We start from the raw sequence: 15,828 nt of genomic DNA on the forward strand, positions 1-15,828 counted from the left end.
CTCCCCCAGCTCTCGGCTTCGCTCGAGCCGGGGGACCCCCATCGCTCCACCCTCGACTCGGACCACTCCAGCACGAGTGAGAAGCGAGGGGGACGCACCGGCTTGTCGGGGGCACGCCGGGCCGGCTCAGCGGCAACCGGCCGGTGGGCGGCAGGAGGGGCGCGGGTGCGGGGATCCGCAGATGTGACAGATCTCCCAGATCTGTCACATCCTCATCCGACACACCCAGCCTCTGGACCGCATCGCGTCCACGAACCTGGTGTCCGGCTCGACCCCGGCAATTGTCTCCCCAGTCTCATCAGCGTCCGCATAACCCCATGTCACGAACCCGGCCGGTGAGACTGAGCGCCCAATTACCCGGCCCGGCAGCCAGCCGCCGCACACCGCCTCGCCCCCTCCCACCGGCCCGCAGTCGCTTAGCCGGCCCGGCGTGCAGGCGAGACGCAACCGCGCGCCCCCTGAGCCGGGTCAACTGAGCAATCCACGTTCCCGATACCCAGGTAGGGGCCCCGCCTTTTCAGGCCGTCCGCTCGCTTCTCACCCGTGTCGGAGTGGTCCGAGTCAAGGGTGGAGCGGAGCGGAATCGGCGGAGCCGACGCGACCGGAGGGAGCGCCCTTTACTCGGAGCGCGGAGGCACGACACTGACGAGAAGCGGGCGGCCCCGAGGGTCACTTGAAAACGCGGGCACCGTCACCCACCACACCCACGGCACCGATGAACTCGGTCCAGGCGGCAGGGGTGATGAGGAGGACGGGGCCGTGGGGGGACTTACTGTCGCGGACGGGGATGATGTGGGGGACTCCGTGGGCGATCTCGACACAGGCCTCCCCGCCGTCTCCGCCGCTGTAACTGCTCTTGCGCCAGCGGGCCTTGCTCAGGTCGTACTCGCGCATCGTCTGTAGTCCTCCGCCACCGACTCGATCAGGGCCAGGGACGCCTCCTTCGACAACGCGGCGGCCCTGATCAGATCGTAAGACGCCCGGGTGCGCTTCACCACCGCTGGCTCATCCAACAGACTCCCCGAACGCACCCCTTCGGTATAGATGGTTGGCGGGGCGTCCTCGAACTCCATGAGCATCATCATCTTGCCCATGGCCGGGTGCGCTCCCGCCGCGAACGGCAGCACCTGGAGCAGCACCTCGCGCCCCCGCGCCAGCGCCACGAGGTGGTCCAGCTGGTGCGCCATGACCGCCGGGCCGCCGACCGGGACACGGAGGGCGCTTTCGTGGAGAACCGCCCAATACACGGGCCGTGTAGCGTCCTTGAGGAGCCGCGTCCGGTCCATGCGTCCCTTGATCAGCTCCTCGATGTACTCGTCGGCTGCGAGTGGATTGCTCGCCAGGAACACCGCCCGTGCGTACTCCCGTGTCTGAAGCAGCCCTGGAATCACCATGGGCGCGTACTCACAGATCTCCGTCGCCAGCCGCTCCAGCTCCGCCGCGTGCGCGAAGTACTCCGTATACGGCTGGTCCTTGATGAGCTTTCGCCAAAGGCGCTCGAAAAAACCCTCGGTCCGCAGCACCCCGTCAATCCGCTGGGCCACATCCAGCTGAGGTTTACGAATAGCCTGTTCGAACTGACCGATGTACCCGCCGGAGACGAATACCCGCGTCCCCAACTCCACCTGCGTGATTCCCGCATCTTCCCGGCGCCGTTTCAACTCGGCCCCGAAGAACTCCCACGCGGCCTGACGCGAACCGTTGGCCATGACCGATCCCCTCGCACTGCCCCGCATCTGTAGCGCACAGACTCCTGCCGAGTGTAGGCGCAGAGCGTCACCATGGAGATGCGAAGAGTGAAACTCAACAGGTCAGGGGAGCACCCGTGAAGGCACACGCAACACTCGGGGGACGACACTCGGCGCACTGCGTCGAAGAGGCGGAGGAAACAGTGGAGGAATTGCGGCAGGCACTCGCGAGGGCCGGAATTGTGTTGCCGTCACTGGGGCTTGATCCGGCAACTCTTGCGCGAGAGGCTCCCTGTCCTCTGGTGGATTTGGGCCGCTGTTCCGTCGACGCCGCGGCACGCCTCGCGGCGGCGTTGCGGTGAGCGGTACCGGGAAGAAGCCGCCGATCGGGTCGTACGCCGTCGACACCCGCACCGGGCAGGTGGGCCGGGTGATGGGGCACGAGGGACCGTACGTGCAACTGAGACCGGTCGGCGGGGGCAGGGAGTGGGACTGCTCGCCCGAGGCCCTGCGGGACGCGACGACGATAGAGAGGCTGCGCGCGGCGACGGCGTACGAGAACGCGAGGAGCAGGGGCGAAGTGCCTTGAAGGCAATCTGAGGCCCCCGCGCCCCTCACGGCCTGACTACCTCGTCACAACCTCGTCCTCGAACGCCGGAGTCGCTGAGAGATCAGATCCAGCCCGTCCGGCGTTCGAGGAGCCGGGGCCCGGGGCCCGGGCCGCTTGGCTTGGCTTGGCCTGGCTTCAAACCGCCAGGCACGTCGGCCCGAGCAGCGCCTTGAGGTCTCCGAAGAGCGCCGGGTCGGGCTTGACCCGGTGCCGTTCGAGGCGCAGCACGGTCGTCCTGCGCGGGCCCTGGAGCTTGATCCGCACCTCGCTGTCGCCCTTGTGGTGGGTGAGGATCTCGCCGAGCCTGCTGACCACCGGCGGGGTGACCCGGGTGGCGAGGATGGTGAGGATCACGGGCGCGTTGGTGCCCACGTTCGACAGATCCGGGACCTGGAGTTCCATCGCGACGAGCCGGGGCACGTCCTCACGCTTGTCCAGGCGGCCCTTGACGAACACCACCGCGTCCTCGACGAGTTGCGTCGACACCAGCTGATAGGTGGCCGGGAAGAACATGCACTCGATCGAGCCCGCCAGGTCCTCCACCGTCGCGATCGCCCACGCGTTGCCCTGCTTGGTCATCTTGCGCTGCAGACCCGAGATGATGCCGCCGATGGTCACCACCGCCCCGTCCGCGTGCTCACCCCCGGTCAGCTGCGCGATGCCCGCGTCCGCCTTGTCCGACAGCACGTGCTCCAGCCCGAACAGCGGATGGTCGGAGACATAGAGACCGAGCATCTCCCGCTCCTGAGCGAGCAGATACGTCTTCTCCCACTCGTCCTCACCGAAGGTGACGTCCAGCCCGAAGCCGGGCTCGCTGCTCTCCTCCTCCCCCATCCCGCCGAACAGGTCGAACTGCCCCTCTGCCTCCTTGCGCTTGACCGCCACCACGTTGTCGATCATCGGGTCGAAGTGCGCGGTCAGCCCCTTACGGGTGTGCCCCATGGTGTCGAAGGCGCCCGCCTTGATCAGCGATTCCGTCGTCCTCTTGTTGCACGCGACCGCCTCGACCTTGTCGAGGTAGTCGGGGAAGGAGGCGTACTTCCCCTTGGCCTTGCGGCAGCGGATGATCGACTCGACCACGTTCGTACCGACATTGCGCACCGCTTCGAGCCCGAAGAGGATCACGTCGTCACCCTGGGCGGCGAAGTTGTGCACCGACTCGTTGACGTTCGGCGGGAGCACCTTGATGCCCATGCGGCGGCACTCGTTGAGGTAGACGGCCGACTTGTCCTTGTCGTCCTTCACCGAGGTGAGCAGCGCGGCCATGTACTCGGCCGGGTGGTTCGCCTTCAGGTAGGCGGTCCAGTACGAGACCAGTCCGTACGCGGCGGAGTGGGCCTTGTTGAAGGCGTAGCCGGCGAACGGGACCAGCACGTCCCACAGCGCCTGGATGGCCTCGTCGCTGTAGCCCTTCTTGCGGGCGCCCTCCTGGAAGAGGACGAAGTTCTTCGCCAGTTCCTCGGGCTTCTTCTTGCCCATCACGCGGCGGAGGATGTCGGCCTCGCCGAGCGAGTACCCGGCGATGATCTGGGCGGCCTTCTGCACCTGCTCCTGGTAGACGATCAGGCCGTAGGTGACATCCAGGACCTCCTTCAAGGGCTCTTCGAGCTCCTTGTGGATGGGGGTGATCTCCTGCTGGCCGTTCTTGCGGAGCGCGTAGTTCGTGTGGGAGTTCATGCCCATCGGGCCGGGGCGGTACAGGGCCGAGACGGCGGAGATGTCCTCGAAGTTGTCGGGCTTCATCAGGCGCAGCAGGGAGCGCATGGGCCCGCCGTCGAACTGGAAGACGCCGAGGGTGTCGCCGCGCTGGAGCAGGTCGAAGGTCGTCGGATCGTCGAGCGAGAGGCTCAGCAGTTCGATGTCGAGTCCCTTGTTGGACTTCACCATCTTCACCGCGTCGTCCATGATCGTCAGGTTGCGCAGGCCGAGGAAGTCCATCTTCAGCAGGCCGAGCGACTCGCAGCTCGGGTAGTCCCACTGCGTGATGGTCACGCCGTCGGTGTGCCGCACCCAGACGGGCACATGGTCGGTGATCGTCTCGCTGGACATGATCACGCCGGCCGCGTGCACGCCCATCTGCCGGACCAGTCCCTCCACTCCGCGCGCGGTGTCGATGACCTTCTTCACGTCCGGTTCGTTCTCGTACATCCCGCGGACCTCGCCCGCCTCGCTGTAGCGCGGGTGCTGCGGGTCGGTGACGCCGGAGAGCGGGATGCCCTTGCCGAGGACGTCGGCGGGCATCGCCTTGGTGATCCGGTCGCCCATCGCGTACGGGTAGCCCAGTACGCGCGCGGAGTCCTTGATCGCGTTCTTGGCCTTGATGGTGCCGTACGTGCCGATCATGGCGACCTTGTCGGCGCCGTACTTGTCCGTCACGTACCGGATCACCTCGACGCGCCGGCGCTCGTCGAAGTCGATGTCGACATCGGGCATCGAGACGCGCTCGGGGTTGAGGAACCGCTCGAAGATCAGACCGTGCGGGATCGGGTCGAGGTCCGTGATGCCCATGGCGTACGCGACGATCGAACCGGCCGCGGAACCCCGGCCGGGGCCAACCGCGATGCCGTTGTTCTTGGCCCACATGATGAAGTCGGCGACGACGAGGAAGTACCCCGGGAACCCCATCTGGATGATGACGTCCATCTCGTAGTCCGCCTGCCTCTGGCGGTCCTCGGGGACGCCGCCCGGGAAGCGGCGCTCCATGCCCCGGCGGACCTCCTCCTGGAACCAGGTGACCTCGGTGAAGCCCTCGGGAATGTCGAACCTGGGCATGAGGTTCCTGGCCTCGAACATGCCGGTCGTGTCGACCATCTCGGCCACCAACCGGGTGTTGTCGCAGCCTTCCCGCCAGATGCCGGAATCCCCGAGGGCGTACATCTCCTCGGTCGACTTCAGGTAGTAACCGCCCCCGTCCAGTTTGAACCGGTTCGGGTCGGAGAGGTTCTTGCCCGTCTGGATGCACAGCAGGGCGTCATGGGCGTCGGCCTCGTGCGCGTACGTGTAGTGCGAGTCGTTCGTCACCAGCGGCGGAATGCCGAGCTTCTTGCCGATCTCCAGCAGGCCGTCACGCACCCGCCGCTCGATCTCCAGGTCGTGCTCCATCAGCTCCAGGAAGAAGCGGTCCTTGCCGAAGATGTCCTGGTAGTCCGCGGCCGCCTTCAGGGCCTCGTCGAAATGCCCGAGGCGCAGCCGGGTCTGCACCTCGCCGGAGGGGCAGCCGGTGGAGGCGACGATCCCCTCCGACCACTGGGCGATGGTCTCCTTGTCCATCCGGGGCCACTTCGTCAGCCAGCCCTCCGCGTACGCGTCCGACGACAGCCGGAAGAGGTTGTGCAGGCCAGTCCTGTTCACCGACCACATCGTCAGGTGGGTGTACGCACCACTCGCGGAGACGTCGTCGCGCTTCTGGTGCGGCTGGCCCCAGAGCACCTTGCGCTTCTTACGGCGGGACTCGGGGGCGACATAGGCCTCGATGCCGATGATCGGGGTCACACCCGCCTTCTGCGCCGTGTGGAAGAAGTCGTACGCCCCGTGGAGGTTGCCGTGGTCGGACATGGCGATGTGCGTCATGCCCATCTCGTTGCAGGCATTGAACATGTCCTTGAGCCGCGCGGCACCGTCCAGCATGGAGTACTGGGTGTGGACGTGAAGGTGCGTGAACGGCGGCTTCGACACGGCGCGGCTCCAGGTCAGGGAGGGACAAGTGGCTGCTGCGGCGCAGGAGATGCTATCCACAACGCCCCCTGGAAGACGGGCCATCGCGGCGGGGGCGGCGCGTCACGTGGTCGCGGATCCCGGCCGGTCACGTGGTCGCGGGCCCCGGCCCCGCCCCCGGCCCCGACCCTGACCCTGACCCTGAAAAAGAACCGCTCCGGACCGGCACCCCGGCGCCGTAGGCGAGAATGGGCCACATGAGTCTGTTCCGCGACGACGGCATCGTGCTGCGCACCCAGAAGCTGGGTGAGGCGGACCGGATCATCACGCTGCTCACACGCGGTCACGGCCGGGTACGCGCCGTGGCACGGGGGGTACGCCGTACCAAGTCCAAGTTCGGCGCCCGCCTCGAACCCTTCTCGCACGTGGACGTGCAGTTCTTCGCCCGGGGCAGCGAGCTGATCGGACGCGGGCTGCCCCTGTGCACGCAGAGCGAGACCATCGCTCCGTACGGCGGCGGAATCGTCGCCGACTACGCCCGCTACACCGCCGGTACGGCGATGCTGGAGACCGCCGAGCGCTTCACCGACCACGAGGGCGAACCCGCCGTACAGCAGTACCTGCTGCTCGTCGGCGGCCTGCGCACCCTCGCCCGCGGGGAGCACTCCCCGCACCTAGTTCTCGACGCGTTCCTGCTGCGTTCCCTCGCCGTGAACGGGTACGCGCCCAGCTTCGGCGACTGTGCGAAGTGCGGGCTGCCGGGCCCGAACCGGTTCTTCTCGGTGGCGTCCGGGGGGTCCGTGTGCGCGGACTGCCGGGTGCCCGGCAGTGTCGTACCGTCTCCACAGGCTCTCGAACTGCTCGGTGCGCTGCTCACGGGAGACTGGGAGACGGCGGACGCGTGCGAGCCGCGGTACGTGCGGGAGGGGAACGGGCTGGTGTCCGCGTACCTGCACTGGCACCTGGAGCGCGGGCTGCGCTCCCTGAGGTACGTCGAGAAGTCCTGACCCGGAACTCAGAAGAAGCAGTAGCAGCAAGCACGAGGAGACGAGAAGCACATGGTCGTACGCGGGATCCTGGGCCGCCAGCGCCGCGAGTACCGGACGCCGGAGCCGCACCCGTCCGGCGCCCGCCCTCCGAAGCTCCCCGGCGAGCTGGTCCCCAACCACGTGGCGATCGTCATGGACGGGAACGGGCGCTGGGCCAAGGAGCGCGGGCTGCCGCGCACCGAGGGGCACAAGGTCGGCGCCGAGTGTGTGCTGGACGTGCTCCAGGGCGCCGTCGAGATGGGCGTCGGGAACATCTCGCTGTACGCCTTCTCCACCGAGAACTGGAAGCGCTCGCCCGACGAGGTGCGCTTCCTGATGAACTTCAACCGCGACTTCATCCGCAAGACCCGGGACACGCTCGACGAGCTGGGCATCCGGGTGCGCTGGGTGGGCCGGATGCCCAAGCTGTGGAAGTCGGTCGCCAAGGAGCTCCAGGTCGCCCAGGAGCAGACCAAGGGCAACGACCGGCTCACGCTCTACTTCTGCATGAACTACGGCGGCCGTGCGGAGATCGCCGACGCGGCGCAGGCCCTCGCGGAGGACGTGCGGGCGGGCCGCCTCGACCCGTCGAAGGTCAACGAGAAGACCTTCGCGCGGTACCTCTACTACCCGGACATGCCCGAGGTGGACCTGTTCCTGCGCCCGAGCGGCGAGCAGCGCACCTCCAACTACCTGATCTGGCAGAGCGCCTACGCCGAGATGGTCTTCCAGGACGTCCTGTGGCCCGACTTCGACCGGCGCGATCTGTGGCGCGCGTGCCTGGAGTTCGCCTCCCGCGACCGCCGCTTCGGTGGCGCCATCCCGAACGAGGAGCTGCTGGCGATGGAGGGACGGCAGCCGGAGGAGGGCTGAGACCCGCCCGACCCCGGAGTCACGGGAGGTCGCCCCGCTCCACCGGGAAGTACTGCCGGGGCGTCACCCCCACGATCCGCCGGAACGCCGCCACGAAGGAGCTGGCCGAGGCGTAGCCGACGCGGTGGGCGACGGACTCGATCGGGAGGCCCTCGGCGAGCAGCGGCATCGCGGCGCGCATGCGCAGGCGTTCGCGCCACTGCCCGAAGGCCAGCCCGGTCTCGATGACGAACAGGCGGGCCAGCGTCCGTGCGCTGGCTCCGGCCCGGGTGCCCCAGGCTTCGAGGGACCGGCCGTCGGTGGGGTCGGCGGCGAGGGCGTCGGCGATGAGGCGGGCGCGCGGGTCGCGAGGCTCCGGCACGGCGACGCTCGTCACGGGGACGGGGCGCAGGACGTCCAGGAGGACCGCTTCCGCGCGGGCGCGGGCCTCCGGGGCCAGGTCGGTGCGCAGCAGGTGGTCGATGAGGGAGCGCAGCAGCGGGCCGGCCTCCACCACCGTCGGCTCCCGCCAGTCGATCCGCGGACAGCTCTCCGGGTTCACGTACGGACTGCGCATCACCGCGTCGCCCGCCGACTCCGTCGTGTGGGGCACGCCCGCGGGGACCCACAGGGCGAGCGAGGGCGGCAGCAGCCAGGAGCCCCGCTCGGTGGTGACGCGCAGCAACCCCTTGGCCGACCAGGCGAGTTGGTGGGCCGCGTGCCAGTGCCGGGGGAAGGCCGTGCCGCGCGGCATGGCGAAGTGGCCGATGAAGATCGCGGTGGGGGCGGGCCACTGTCCGTTTCGCGACATGGGACGACAGGCTAGCCCGTGGTGGACACCGGCGGGCCGCTCGTAGCGTCGGTGGCATGCCGATGAACCGAGCCCATCGCAAGCTGTGCAGTTCCGAGGAGTGGGCGCAGACGACGAAGGAGCGTCTGCTGCCCTGGGCGCTGGACGAGGTGGAACTGGGCGAGGACGTGCTGGAGATCGGACCCGGTTACGGGGCCAACCTGCGCGTTCTCGTCGAGCAGGTGCCCCGTCTCACGGCCGTCGAGATCGACGCCGGCACCGCCCGTATGCTCCAGGACACCTGGGGCCACCGCGCCCGCGTCCTCCACGCCGACGGCGCCGCCATGCCCCTGCCCGACGCGTCGTACGACTCCGTCGTCTGCTTCACGATGCTGCACCACGTGCCGACCGCCGAGCAGCAGGACCGGATCTTCACGGAGGCGTTCCGCGTGCTGCGCCCCGGCGGCGTCTTCGCGGGCAGCGACAGTCTGCCGAGCTTCCGCTTCCGGATCCTCCACCTCGGCGACACGAACAACACCGTCGATCCGGACACCTTCCCCGCACGCCTGACCAGAGCGGGTTTCACGGACGTGTCCGTGGACCGGCACCCCGAGGCCAACGGCCTCCGCTTCAGGGCCCGCCGCCACTGAGTCCGGTCATGGCCGGGTGACTGGCGCCCCGAAGCGCCGTACGTACCGCCGCTGCCACGGTGTCTCCACCGCGTGCCGGTCGTAGTGCTCGCGCACGTACGCCACCGCCTCCTCCGGGGGTACGCCGTCCAGGACCGCGAGGCAGGCCAGGGCGGTGCCCGTGCGGCCGCGGCCACCGCCGCAGGCGAGTTCCACGCGCTCGGTGGCGGCGCGGGACCAGGCGTCCCGGAGCATCTCCCCGGCGCGGGCGCGGTCGCTGGGCAGACGGAAGTCGGGCCAGCGCAACCAGTCGGCGTCCCAGGGGACTTCGGGCGGCTGCTTGCCGAGGAGGTACAGGGCGTAGGTGGGCGCCGGGCCCTCCGGGAGGGGGTTGCGGAGCCCGCGGCCGCGCACCAGGCGTCCGGAAGGCAGGCGCAGGACGCCGGGGTCCGTCGGGTTCCAGGGCTCGGTCATCGAGCCAGCCTAGGCAGGGAGCGAGGGCGGAAGGAGGGGTTCAGCCGGGAGGCAGGGGACCGCCGGAAGGCAAGGGCCCGCTGGGAGGCAGGGGCCCGCCGAAAGGCAAGGGCCCGCCAAAAGGCAAGGGCCCGCCAAAAGGCAGGTTCAGTCGGGTGGCAAGGGCTCGCCGGAAGGCAAGGACCCGTCCGGAGACAAGAACACGCCCGAAGGCAAGCGCCCACCCGAAAGCAAGGGCCCGTCCGGAGACAAGAGCCTGCCCGGAGCCAAGACCCCACCAGAAGCCAAGAGCCCGTCCGGAGCCAAGACCCCACCAGAAGCCAAGAGCCCGTCCGGAGCCAAGACCCCACCGGAAAGGCAAGAGTCAGCCGACCCCGCGTGACTCCTGGGCTGCCCGTGCCTCGATCCCCCGGAAGTGGTCGGCCATCGCGCGCTGGGCGGCCTCGACGTCGTGGACGCGCAGGGCGGTGACGATGTCGCGGTGGCGGCGGACCGTGAGCTCGGGGGACGGGTCGTCCGTCCAGCCGCGCGCACCCGAGACCCGGCGGAATACGGTCCAGAAGGCGCCGAGCAGCTGCGGCACGAGCGCGTTGCCGAGCGGCGCGTAGAGCAGCTCGTGGAACTCGCGGTCGAGTTCGGGGAAGGGCTCGCCCGCCTTCCCTGCCGCCTCCATCCGGTCGACCACGGCCTCCAGGCGGTCCAGGTCGGCGTCGGAGAGCGTGGCCGCGACCCGCCGGATCAGGCCCTCCTCCAGCACCTCGCGCACCTGGAGGATCTCGGCGAGGGCGCCCGGATCGTCGTCGGGCCGGGCGAGGGTGCGGAAGGTCAGACCGTCGACGAGGGGAGTCAGGGAGGCTTCGCCCACGTAGGTGCCGTAGCCGTGCCGGATGTCCACTATGTCGAGGGCCTGGAGCGCCTTGAGGGCCTCCCGGACGGAGTTCCGGCTCACGCCGAGGTCCTCCATCAGCTCCGTCTCGGTGGGCAGCGGCGCGCCCGCCTGGAGTTTGCGGTCGAGGATCAGCTGCATCACGTCACTCTGGATCTGGCTGCTCACCCGCCGCTCGGGCCGGCGCCGGTTCCCGGTCTCCTGAGACATGCGCCGCATCGTACGCTCGCTGGACATCCGACGTCCCACCTCCGGGCGGATTTCATCTTGCCATTGGTCGCACCTCTGGAAGATACGCCATTCGTGTGCGAGCCCTTGACCGCCTCCACCAGCCCTCTTAAGGTCACGCTGCCACCTAGACGTAGGACGTCGTATCTCCTCGGATCAACGCTTCGGACCATTCGCTCGGACCAATTGCTTCGGATCAATCGCTGCTGCTGGAGGAACCGTGCGCGACGTGACCCCTGACGTGCCGGCGCTGCACCGCCGGTCGTTCCTGAAGTACTCCGGCGCGCTGGGTGCCGCCGCCGCCATCTCCTCGTCGTTAACCGCCTGCTCCTCCGGGCCCGAGTCCACCAACGACACCGGCGACGGTGGCGGCGGGAACGGGACGCTGACCGCCGTCATCGGCTACGGCAACGACGGCAGCTGGGACCCGACCCAGACCGCGTCCGCCTTCTGCATGGCCGCCAACAACCACATCTACGAGGGCCTCCTCGACACCGACCCCATCTCGCGCGAGCCGTACGCGGCACTCGCCACCGAGGTGCCGAGCGACCTCGGCGGGACGTCCTGGAAGTTCACGCTGCGGGCCGGTGCGAAGTTCCATGACGGGAAGCCCGTCACCGCCGACGACGTCGTGTTCGTGTTCGACCGGATCCTGGATCCGAAGACGCAGACCCTCGCCAAGGGCTTCTTCGCCGGCTGGCTGAAGGAAGTGCGGAAGATCGACGCGCAGAACGTCGAGCTCGTCCTGAACTTCCCCTTCCCCGAAGGCGTTTCGCGGCTGACCCTCGCGAAGATCATGCCGAAGCACGTGTTCTCCCAGCCGGGTGCCTGGGAGGACGCCATCAAGGGCAAGGCGATCGGCTCGGGGCCGTACCGGCAGACGGCGCACCACCCGAAGTCCAACACCACGTTCGAGGCGTTCGCCGACTACAACGGCCCGCGCAAGCCCGCCTTCAAGAAGATGAACTGGCTGACCATCGTGGACGCCGCCCCGCGCGTCGCGAAGATCTCGGGTGCGAGCGCCGGCGCGCAGATCGCCGACAACATCCCGTACGCCAACATCACGCAGCTCGAGAAGGGCGGGATGTCCGTCAAGGGCGGCTCGGGGATGAACAACCTCTTCCTGATGTTCAACACCAGGCACAAGCCCTTCGACGACGTACGGGTCCGTCAGGCACTGCGCTACGCCATCGACACCGAGAAGATGGTGCAGGTCGCGCTGAAGGGGCACGGGACACCGTCCAGTTCGTTCCTGAACGAGGCCAACCCCACGTACCGGCGCGCGAAGACCGTGTACGACTACGACCCCGACAAGGCCAAGCAGCTGTTGAAGGAGGCCGGGGTCAGAGGGCTGAAGATCGACATCCTCGCGGTGAACGTCAGCTGGATCGTCGACTGTCTGCCGACCATCAAGGCGTCCTGGGACGCGATCGGCGTCGAGACCACGCTGTCGCCGCAGGAGACCACGGCCGTCTTCACGAAGATGGACCAGAAGCAGGACTACCAGGTGGTTGCCGCGGCCTCGAATCCCAACCAGTTCGGGCTCGATGCCGATCTGATCATGCGGTACAACTACACGCCGACGAACCTCTGGATGCAGTACACGCGGTGGGCCGACAACTCCGTGGCCAAGAAGCTCTTCAGGGACATGGACAAGGCGACTCGGGAGCCGGACGCCGAGACGAAGAAGGCGATGATCCAGGACTACGTCGATGTCGTGGCCGAGCAGGCCGTGCTGTATCCGGTGGTCCACACGGAGCTGATGACGGCGTGGAATGCGAAGCGGCTTTCGGGGATAAGGGCGCAGCCGTATCCCGGGATCAATTTGCTGCAGGCGAAGTGGGTGTAGCGCCGTGAGGGCTGTCGTCGTGCGCCGACTGCGGGCAGTTCGTGGCTGGTCGCGCAGTTCCCCGCGCCCCTTTCGGGTCGCGGGAGTACCCACATGATCTCCGTCCTCCGGATCCTGCTCCGGCGTATCGCCCTGCTCGTGCCGCTGATGCTCGGGATCGTGCTGTTCGTGTTTCTGGTGATGCGGTTCTCCGACGTCGATCCGGCCTCCGCGTTCTTCCAGGGGGCCAATCCCACGCCGGAGCAACTGCACCAGTTCCGGGAGGAGAACGGGCTGCTCGACCCGCTGCCCGTGCGGTACGTGGGGTTCGTCGGGGATCTGCTGCACGGGGACATGGGGACCAGCGCGCTGACCAGGGCGCCGGTGGTCGAGCAGGTCACCACCGCGCTGCCGCTGACGCTCCAGCTCACCTTCCTGGGGCTCGGCATCGCGGTGGTCCTCTCCCTGGTGGGTGGGGTCACGGCCGCGATCTACCGGGACCGGCTGCCGGACCAGGTCATCCGGGTGGTGTCGCTGACCGGGGTGGCGGCGCCCGGGTTCTGGCTGGCGCTGCTGATGATCCAGTACCTGGCGGTGGACCAGGGGTGGTTCCCGACGGGCGGGTACGTCAATCCGGCGGACTCGTTCACGGGGTGGCTGAAGACGATGACGTTGCCCGCGTTCGCGCTGTCGCTGCCGGTGGCCGCGCAGCTCACCCGGATCGTGCGGACGGCGGTGGTGGAGGAGCTGGACAAGGACTACGTGCGGACGGCGATCGGGAGCGGGCTGCCGCCGAGAGTCGTGGTGGGGCGGAATGTGCTCCGCAACGCGCTGATCAATCCGCTCACCGTGCTGGGGCTGCGCGTCGGGTACCTGCTCGGCGGTGCCGTCGTCATCGAGACGATCTTCTCGCTGCCCGGGATGGGGAAGCTGATGATCGACGCCGTGAAGAACGGTGACCCGGCGGTCGTCCAGGGCGTGGTGCTGACCACGGCCACCGGCTTCGTGGTCGTCAACCTCGTCATCGACATCCTCTATCTGCTGGTCAACCCGAGGCTGAGGGAGGCCGGCTGATGGGCGGCTTCATGGTGACGACGCGCAGGCGGCTCACGGACGTCCTGTCCCGTCCGGGCATCGCCGTGCGCGGCTGGCGGCGGCTGCCGCTGCTGTCCCGGATCGCGGTCTGTTTCCTGTCGGTCGTGGTGCTGGTGGCGCTGCTGGCGCCGCTGCTCGCCCCGCACGACCCGCTCGACCAGCAGACGCTCGTGGACGGTACGGGGCGGCCGTCGGCCGATCACTGGATGGGGCAGGACAGCCTCGGCCGGGACATCCTGAGCCGGCTGATGTACGGCGCCCGGTGGTCGCTCGCCATCGGGCTCGGGGCCACCGGGCTCGCCCTGGTCGTGGGGGCGGTCATCGGTGCCGTCGCGGCCACCTCGCGCAAGGCGGTGGACGAGACGCTGATGCGGTGCCTGGACGTCGTCATGGCGTTCCCCGGCATCGCGCTGGCCGCCGTGCTGGTGGCGGTCTTCGGCGGCGGTATCACCGTGCTGATCTGCGCGATCGCGTTCCTGTTCACCCCGCCGGTCGCGCGGGTCGTACGGGCCAACGTCCTGGACCAGTACGGCGAGGACTATGTGACGGCCGAGCGGGTGATCGGAGCGCGGACCCCGCACATCGTGGTGAAGCACGTGGCCATCAACTGTGCCGCCCCCGTGCTGGTGTTCTGCACGGTGCAGGTCGCCGAGGCCATCGTCTTCGAGGCGTCGCTGTCGTTCATCGGGGCGGGCGTGCGGCCGCCGGACCCGTCGTGGGGCAGCGTCATCGCGGACGGCAAGAACATGGTGCTGACCGGCGGCTGGTGGGCGACCGTGTTCCCGGGGCTGCTGATGCTGATCACGGTGCTGTCGCTGAACATCCTCTCCGAGGGTGTCTCGGACGCGTGGGCGGCGCCGGCGCCCCGGGAGGTGGAGCCGCGCGCGGCCGAGGAGGACCGGCTTCAGGCGCCCGAGCCGGGCAGCGGGAAGGTGCTGGAGCTGCCGGGGCTGACGGAGGCGGCCCGGCGGCTGCGGTCCAGGGCCCGCCGCCTGCCGGACGGACGGCCCGTGCTCGCCGTCGAGAACCTCGCCATCGGCTTCGACCAGCGGCACGGCGGCGTCGACATCGTGGACGGCATCAGCTTCGAGGTGCACCCCGGTGAGGTCGTCGGCCTGGTCGGTGAGTCGGGCTGCGGCAAGTCGCTGACCGCGCTGGCCGTGATGGGCCTGGAGCCGAAGGGCGCCCGGGTGCGCGGCCAGGTGCGGTTCGACCAGCGGGACCTGCTGGCCGAGCCGACGCGTGTACGGCGCCGGCTGCTCGGCCACGAGATGGCGATGATCTACCAGGACGCGCTGTCGTCCCTGAACCCGGCGATGACGATCCGGGCGCAGCTGAAGCAGGTCGTACGGCGGGGCGGCAAGCGCACCCCGGCCGAACTGCTGCAACTCGTCGGCCTCGACCCGGACCGCACCCTGCGCAGCTACCCGCACGAACTGTCCGGCGGCCAGCGCCAGCGCGTCCTGATCGCGATGGCCCTGTCCCGTGAGCCGAGACTGATCGTCGCCGACGAGCCGACGACCGCCCTCGACGTCACCGTGCAGGCACAGGTCATCGAGCTGCTGCTGCGGCTGCGCGAGGAGCTGGACTTCGCGCTGATCCTGGTCTCGCACGACCTGGCGCTCGTCGCGGACGTCACCGACCGGGTGATCGTGATGTACGGCGGCCGGATCGTGGAGACGGGCGTGACCGCCGACCTGGTGGGCAGCCCGTCCCACCACTACACGCGCGGCCTGCTGGGCAGCGTGCTCTCCCTGGAGTCGGCCGCCGAGCGCATGACGCAGATCAAGGGCACGGTCCCCTCCCCCGCCGACTTCCCGCGGGGCTGCCGGTTCGCCGACCGCTGCCCGATGGCGACCGAGGTGTGCCACACGACCCGCCCCGACCTCCGCGGCGGCTCCCGCCACATCGCCGCCTGTCACCACCCGGCGATCGACCTGACCGCCCCCGAGCCGACGGGAAGCGAGGCCGTGACGTGAGTGAGCCGACCGAGCCGGTGAGCGGTGCGCGGCGCGAGCCGGTGAGCAGTGAGGGGCACGAGCCGGTGAGCGGTACCCGGCAGGTGA

The 15,828-nt window shown here is 69.0% G+C and carries 14 protein-coding genes; 8 read left to right on the forward strand and 6 right to left on the reverse strand.

What is annotated here, in order from left to right; all coding sequences use genetic code 11:
• Positions 1-669 precede the first annotated feature (669 nt).
• A complete protein-coding gene (locus tag AB0959_RS07715; RefSeq protein ID WP_366825394.1) occupies positions 670-894 on the reverse strand; it encodes a DUF397 domain-containing protein in 225 nt (74 codons plus the stop codon).
• Entirely contained in the window at positions 876-1,709 is an 834-nt protein-coding gene (locus AB0959_RS07720; protein ID WP_366825395.1) for a helix-turn-helix transcriptional regulator, read from the reverse strand. Before AB0959_RS07720 ends, AB0959_RS07715 begins: the two co-directional genes overlap by 19 nt.
• Before the next feature lie 116 nt (positions 1,710-1,825).
• On the opposite strand from AB0959_RS07720, the gene AB0959_RS07725 reads away from it, so the two are divergent.
• Together AB0959_RS07725 and AB0959_RS07730 are read left to right on the forward strand one after the other, a co-directional pair.
• Positions 1,826-2,050 (forward strand): hypothetical protein, encoded by a 225-nt coding sequence (locus tag AB0959_RS07725; protein ID WP_366825396.1) that lies wholly within the window; start codon positions 1,826-1,828, stop codon positions 2,048-2,050.
• Positions 2,047-2,277, forward strand: coding sequence for a hypothetical protein (locus AB0959_RS07730; protein ID WP_366825397.1), 231 nt, complete (start codon positions 2,047-2,049; stop codon positions 2,275-2,277). Before AB0959_RS07725 ends, AB0959_RS07730 begins: the two co-directional genes overlap by 4 nt.
• 156 nt (positions 2,278-2,433) lie before the next feature.
• On the opposite strand, the gene dnaE is transcribed toward AB0959_RS07730, so the two are convergent.
• A complete protein-coding gene (gene dnaE, locus AB0959_RS07735; RefSeq protein WP_366825398.1) occupies positions 2,434-5,973 on the reverse strand; it encodes a DNA polymerase III subunit alpha in 3,540 nt (1,179 codons plus the stop codon).
• A 236-nt stretch (positions 5,974-6,209) separates the two neighbouring features.
• Between dnaE and recO the strand changes: the two genes are divergently transcribed.
• Positions 6,210-6,959 (forward strand): DNA repair protein RecO, encoded by a 750-nt coding sequence (recO, locus tag AB0959_RS07740; RefSeq protein WP_366825399.1) that lies wholly within the window; start codon positions 6,210-6,212, stop codon positions 6,957-6,959.
• A gap of 51 nt (positions 6,960-7,010) precedes the next feature.
• Positions 7,011-7,853, forward strand: coding sequence for an isoprenyl transferase (locus AB0959_RS07745; protein WP_366825400.1), 843 nt, complete (start codon positions 7,011-7,013; stop codon positions 7,851-7,853).
• Between the two features lie 19 nt (positions 7,854-7,872).
• Here the strand turns inward: AB0959_RS07745 and AB0959_RS07750 are convergent, their stop codons facing one another.
• Positions 7,873-8,643 (reverse strand): helix-turn-helix transcriptional regulator, encoded by a 771-nt coding sequence (locus AB0959_RS07750; protein ID WP_366825401.1) that lies wholly within the window; start codon positions 8,641-8,643, stop codon positions 7,873-7,875.
• A gap of 56 nt (positions 8,644-8,699) precedes the next feature.
• Here AB0959_RS07750 and AB0959_RS07755 point away from each other — a divergent pair, with 56 nt between their 5' ends.
• Positions 8,700-9,272 carry a class I SAM-dependent methyltransferase gene (locus tag AB0959_RS07755; RefSeq protein ID WP_366825402.1) on the forward strand — a complete coding sequence of 191 codons (573 nt, stop codon included), beginning with the start codon at positions 8,700-8,702 and terminating at the stop codon, positions 9,270-9,272.
• Positions 9,273-9,278: 6 nt separating this feature from the next.
• Here the strand turns inward: AB0959_RS07755 and AB0959_RS07760 are convergent, their stop codons facing one another.
• On the reverse strand, positions 9,279-9,725 hold the full coding sequence (locus tag AB0959_RS07760) for a protein phosphatase (protein ID WP_366825403.1): 447 nt from the start codon (positions 9,723-9,725) through the stop codon (positions 9,279-9,281).
• A gap of 364 nt (positions 9,726-10,089) precedes the next feature.
• The gene (locus AB0959_RS07765) at positions 10,090-10,830 is read right to left on the reverse strand and encodes a FadR/GntR family transcriptional regulator (RefSeq protein WP_366825494.1); all 741 of its coding nucleotides are present in this window, start codon (positions 10,828-10,830) and stop codon (positions 10,090-10,092) included.
• Positions 10,831-11,059: 229 nt separating this feature from the next.
• Here AB0959_RS07765 and AB0959_RS07770 point away from each other — a divergent pair, with 229 nt between their 5' ends.
• The 3 genes from AB0959_RS07770 to AB0959_RS07780 all read left to right on the forward strand — a co-directional run bounded on the left by AB0959_RS07770 (position 11,060) and on the right by AB0959_RS07780 (position 15,741).
• Complete coding sequence (locus AB0959_RS07770; RefSeq protein WP_366825404.1) at positions 11,060-12,688, forward strand: ABC transporter substrate-binding protein; 1,629 nt, start codon at positions 11,060-11,062, stop codon at positions 12,686-12,688.
• Positions 12,689-12,781: 93 nt separating this feature from the next.
• A complete protein-coding gene (locus AB0959_RS07775) occupies positions 12,782-13,741 on the forward strand; it encodes an ABC transporter permease (RefSeq protein ID WP_366825405.1) in 960 nt (319 codons plus the stop codon).
• Between the two features lie 11 nt (positions 13,742-13,752).
• Positions 13,753-15,741: a dipeptide/oligopeptide/nickel ABC transporter permease/ATP-binding protein gene (locus AB0959_RS07780; protein WP_366825495.1), complete on the forward strand. Its 1,989-nt coding sequence runs from the start codon at positions 13,753-13,755 to the stop codon at positions 15,739-15,741.
• Positions 15,742-15,828 lie beyond the last annotated feature (87 nt).

It is taken from the genome of Streptomyces sp. NPDC046862 (assembly GCF_040704615.1).
Classification (GTDB): domain Bacteria; phylum Actinomycetota; class Actinomycetes; order Streptomycetales; family Streptomycetaceae; genus Streptomyces.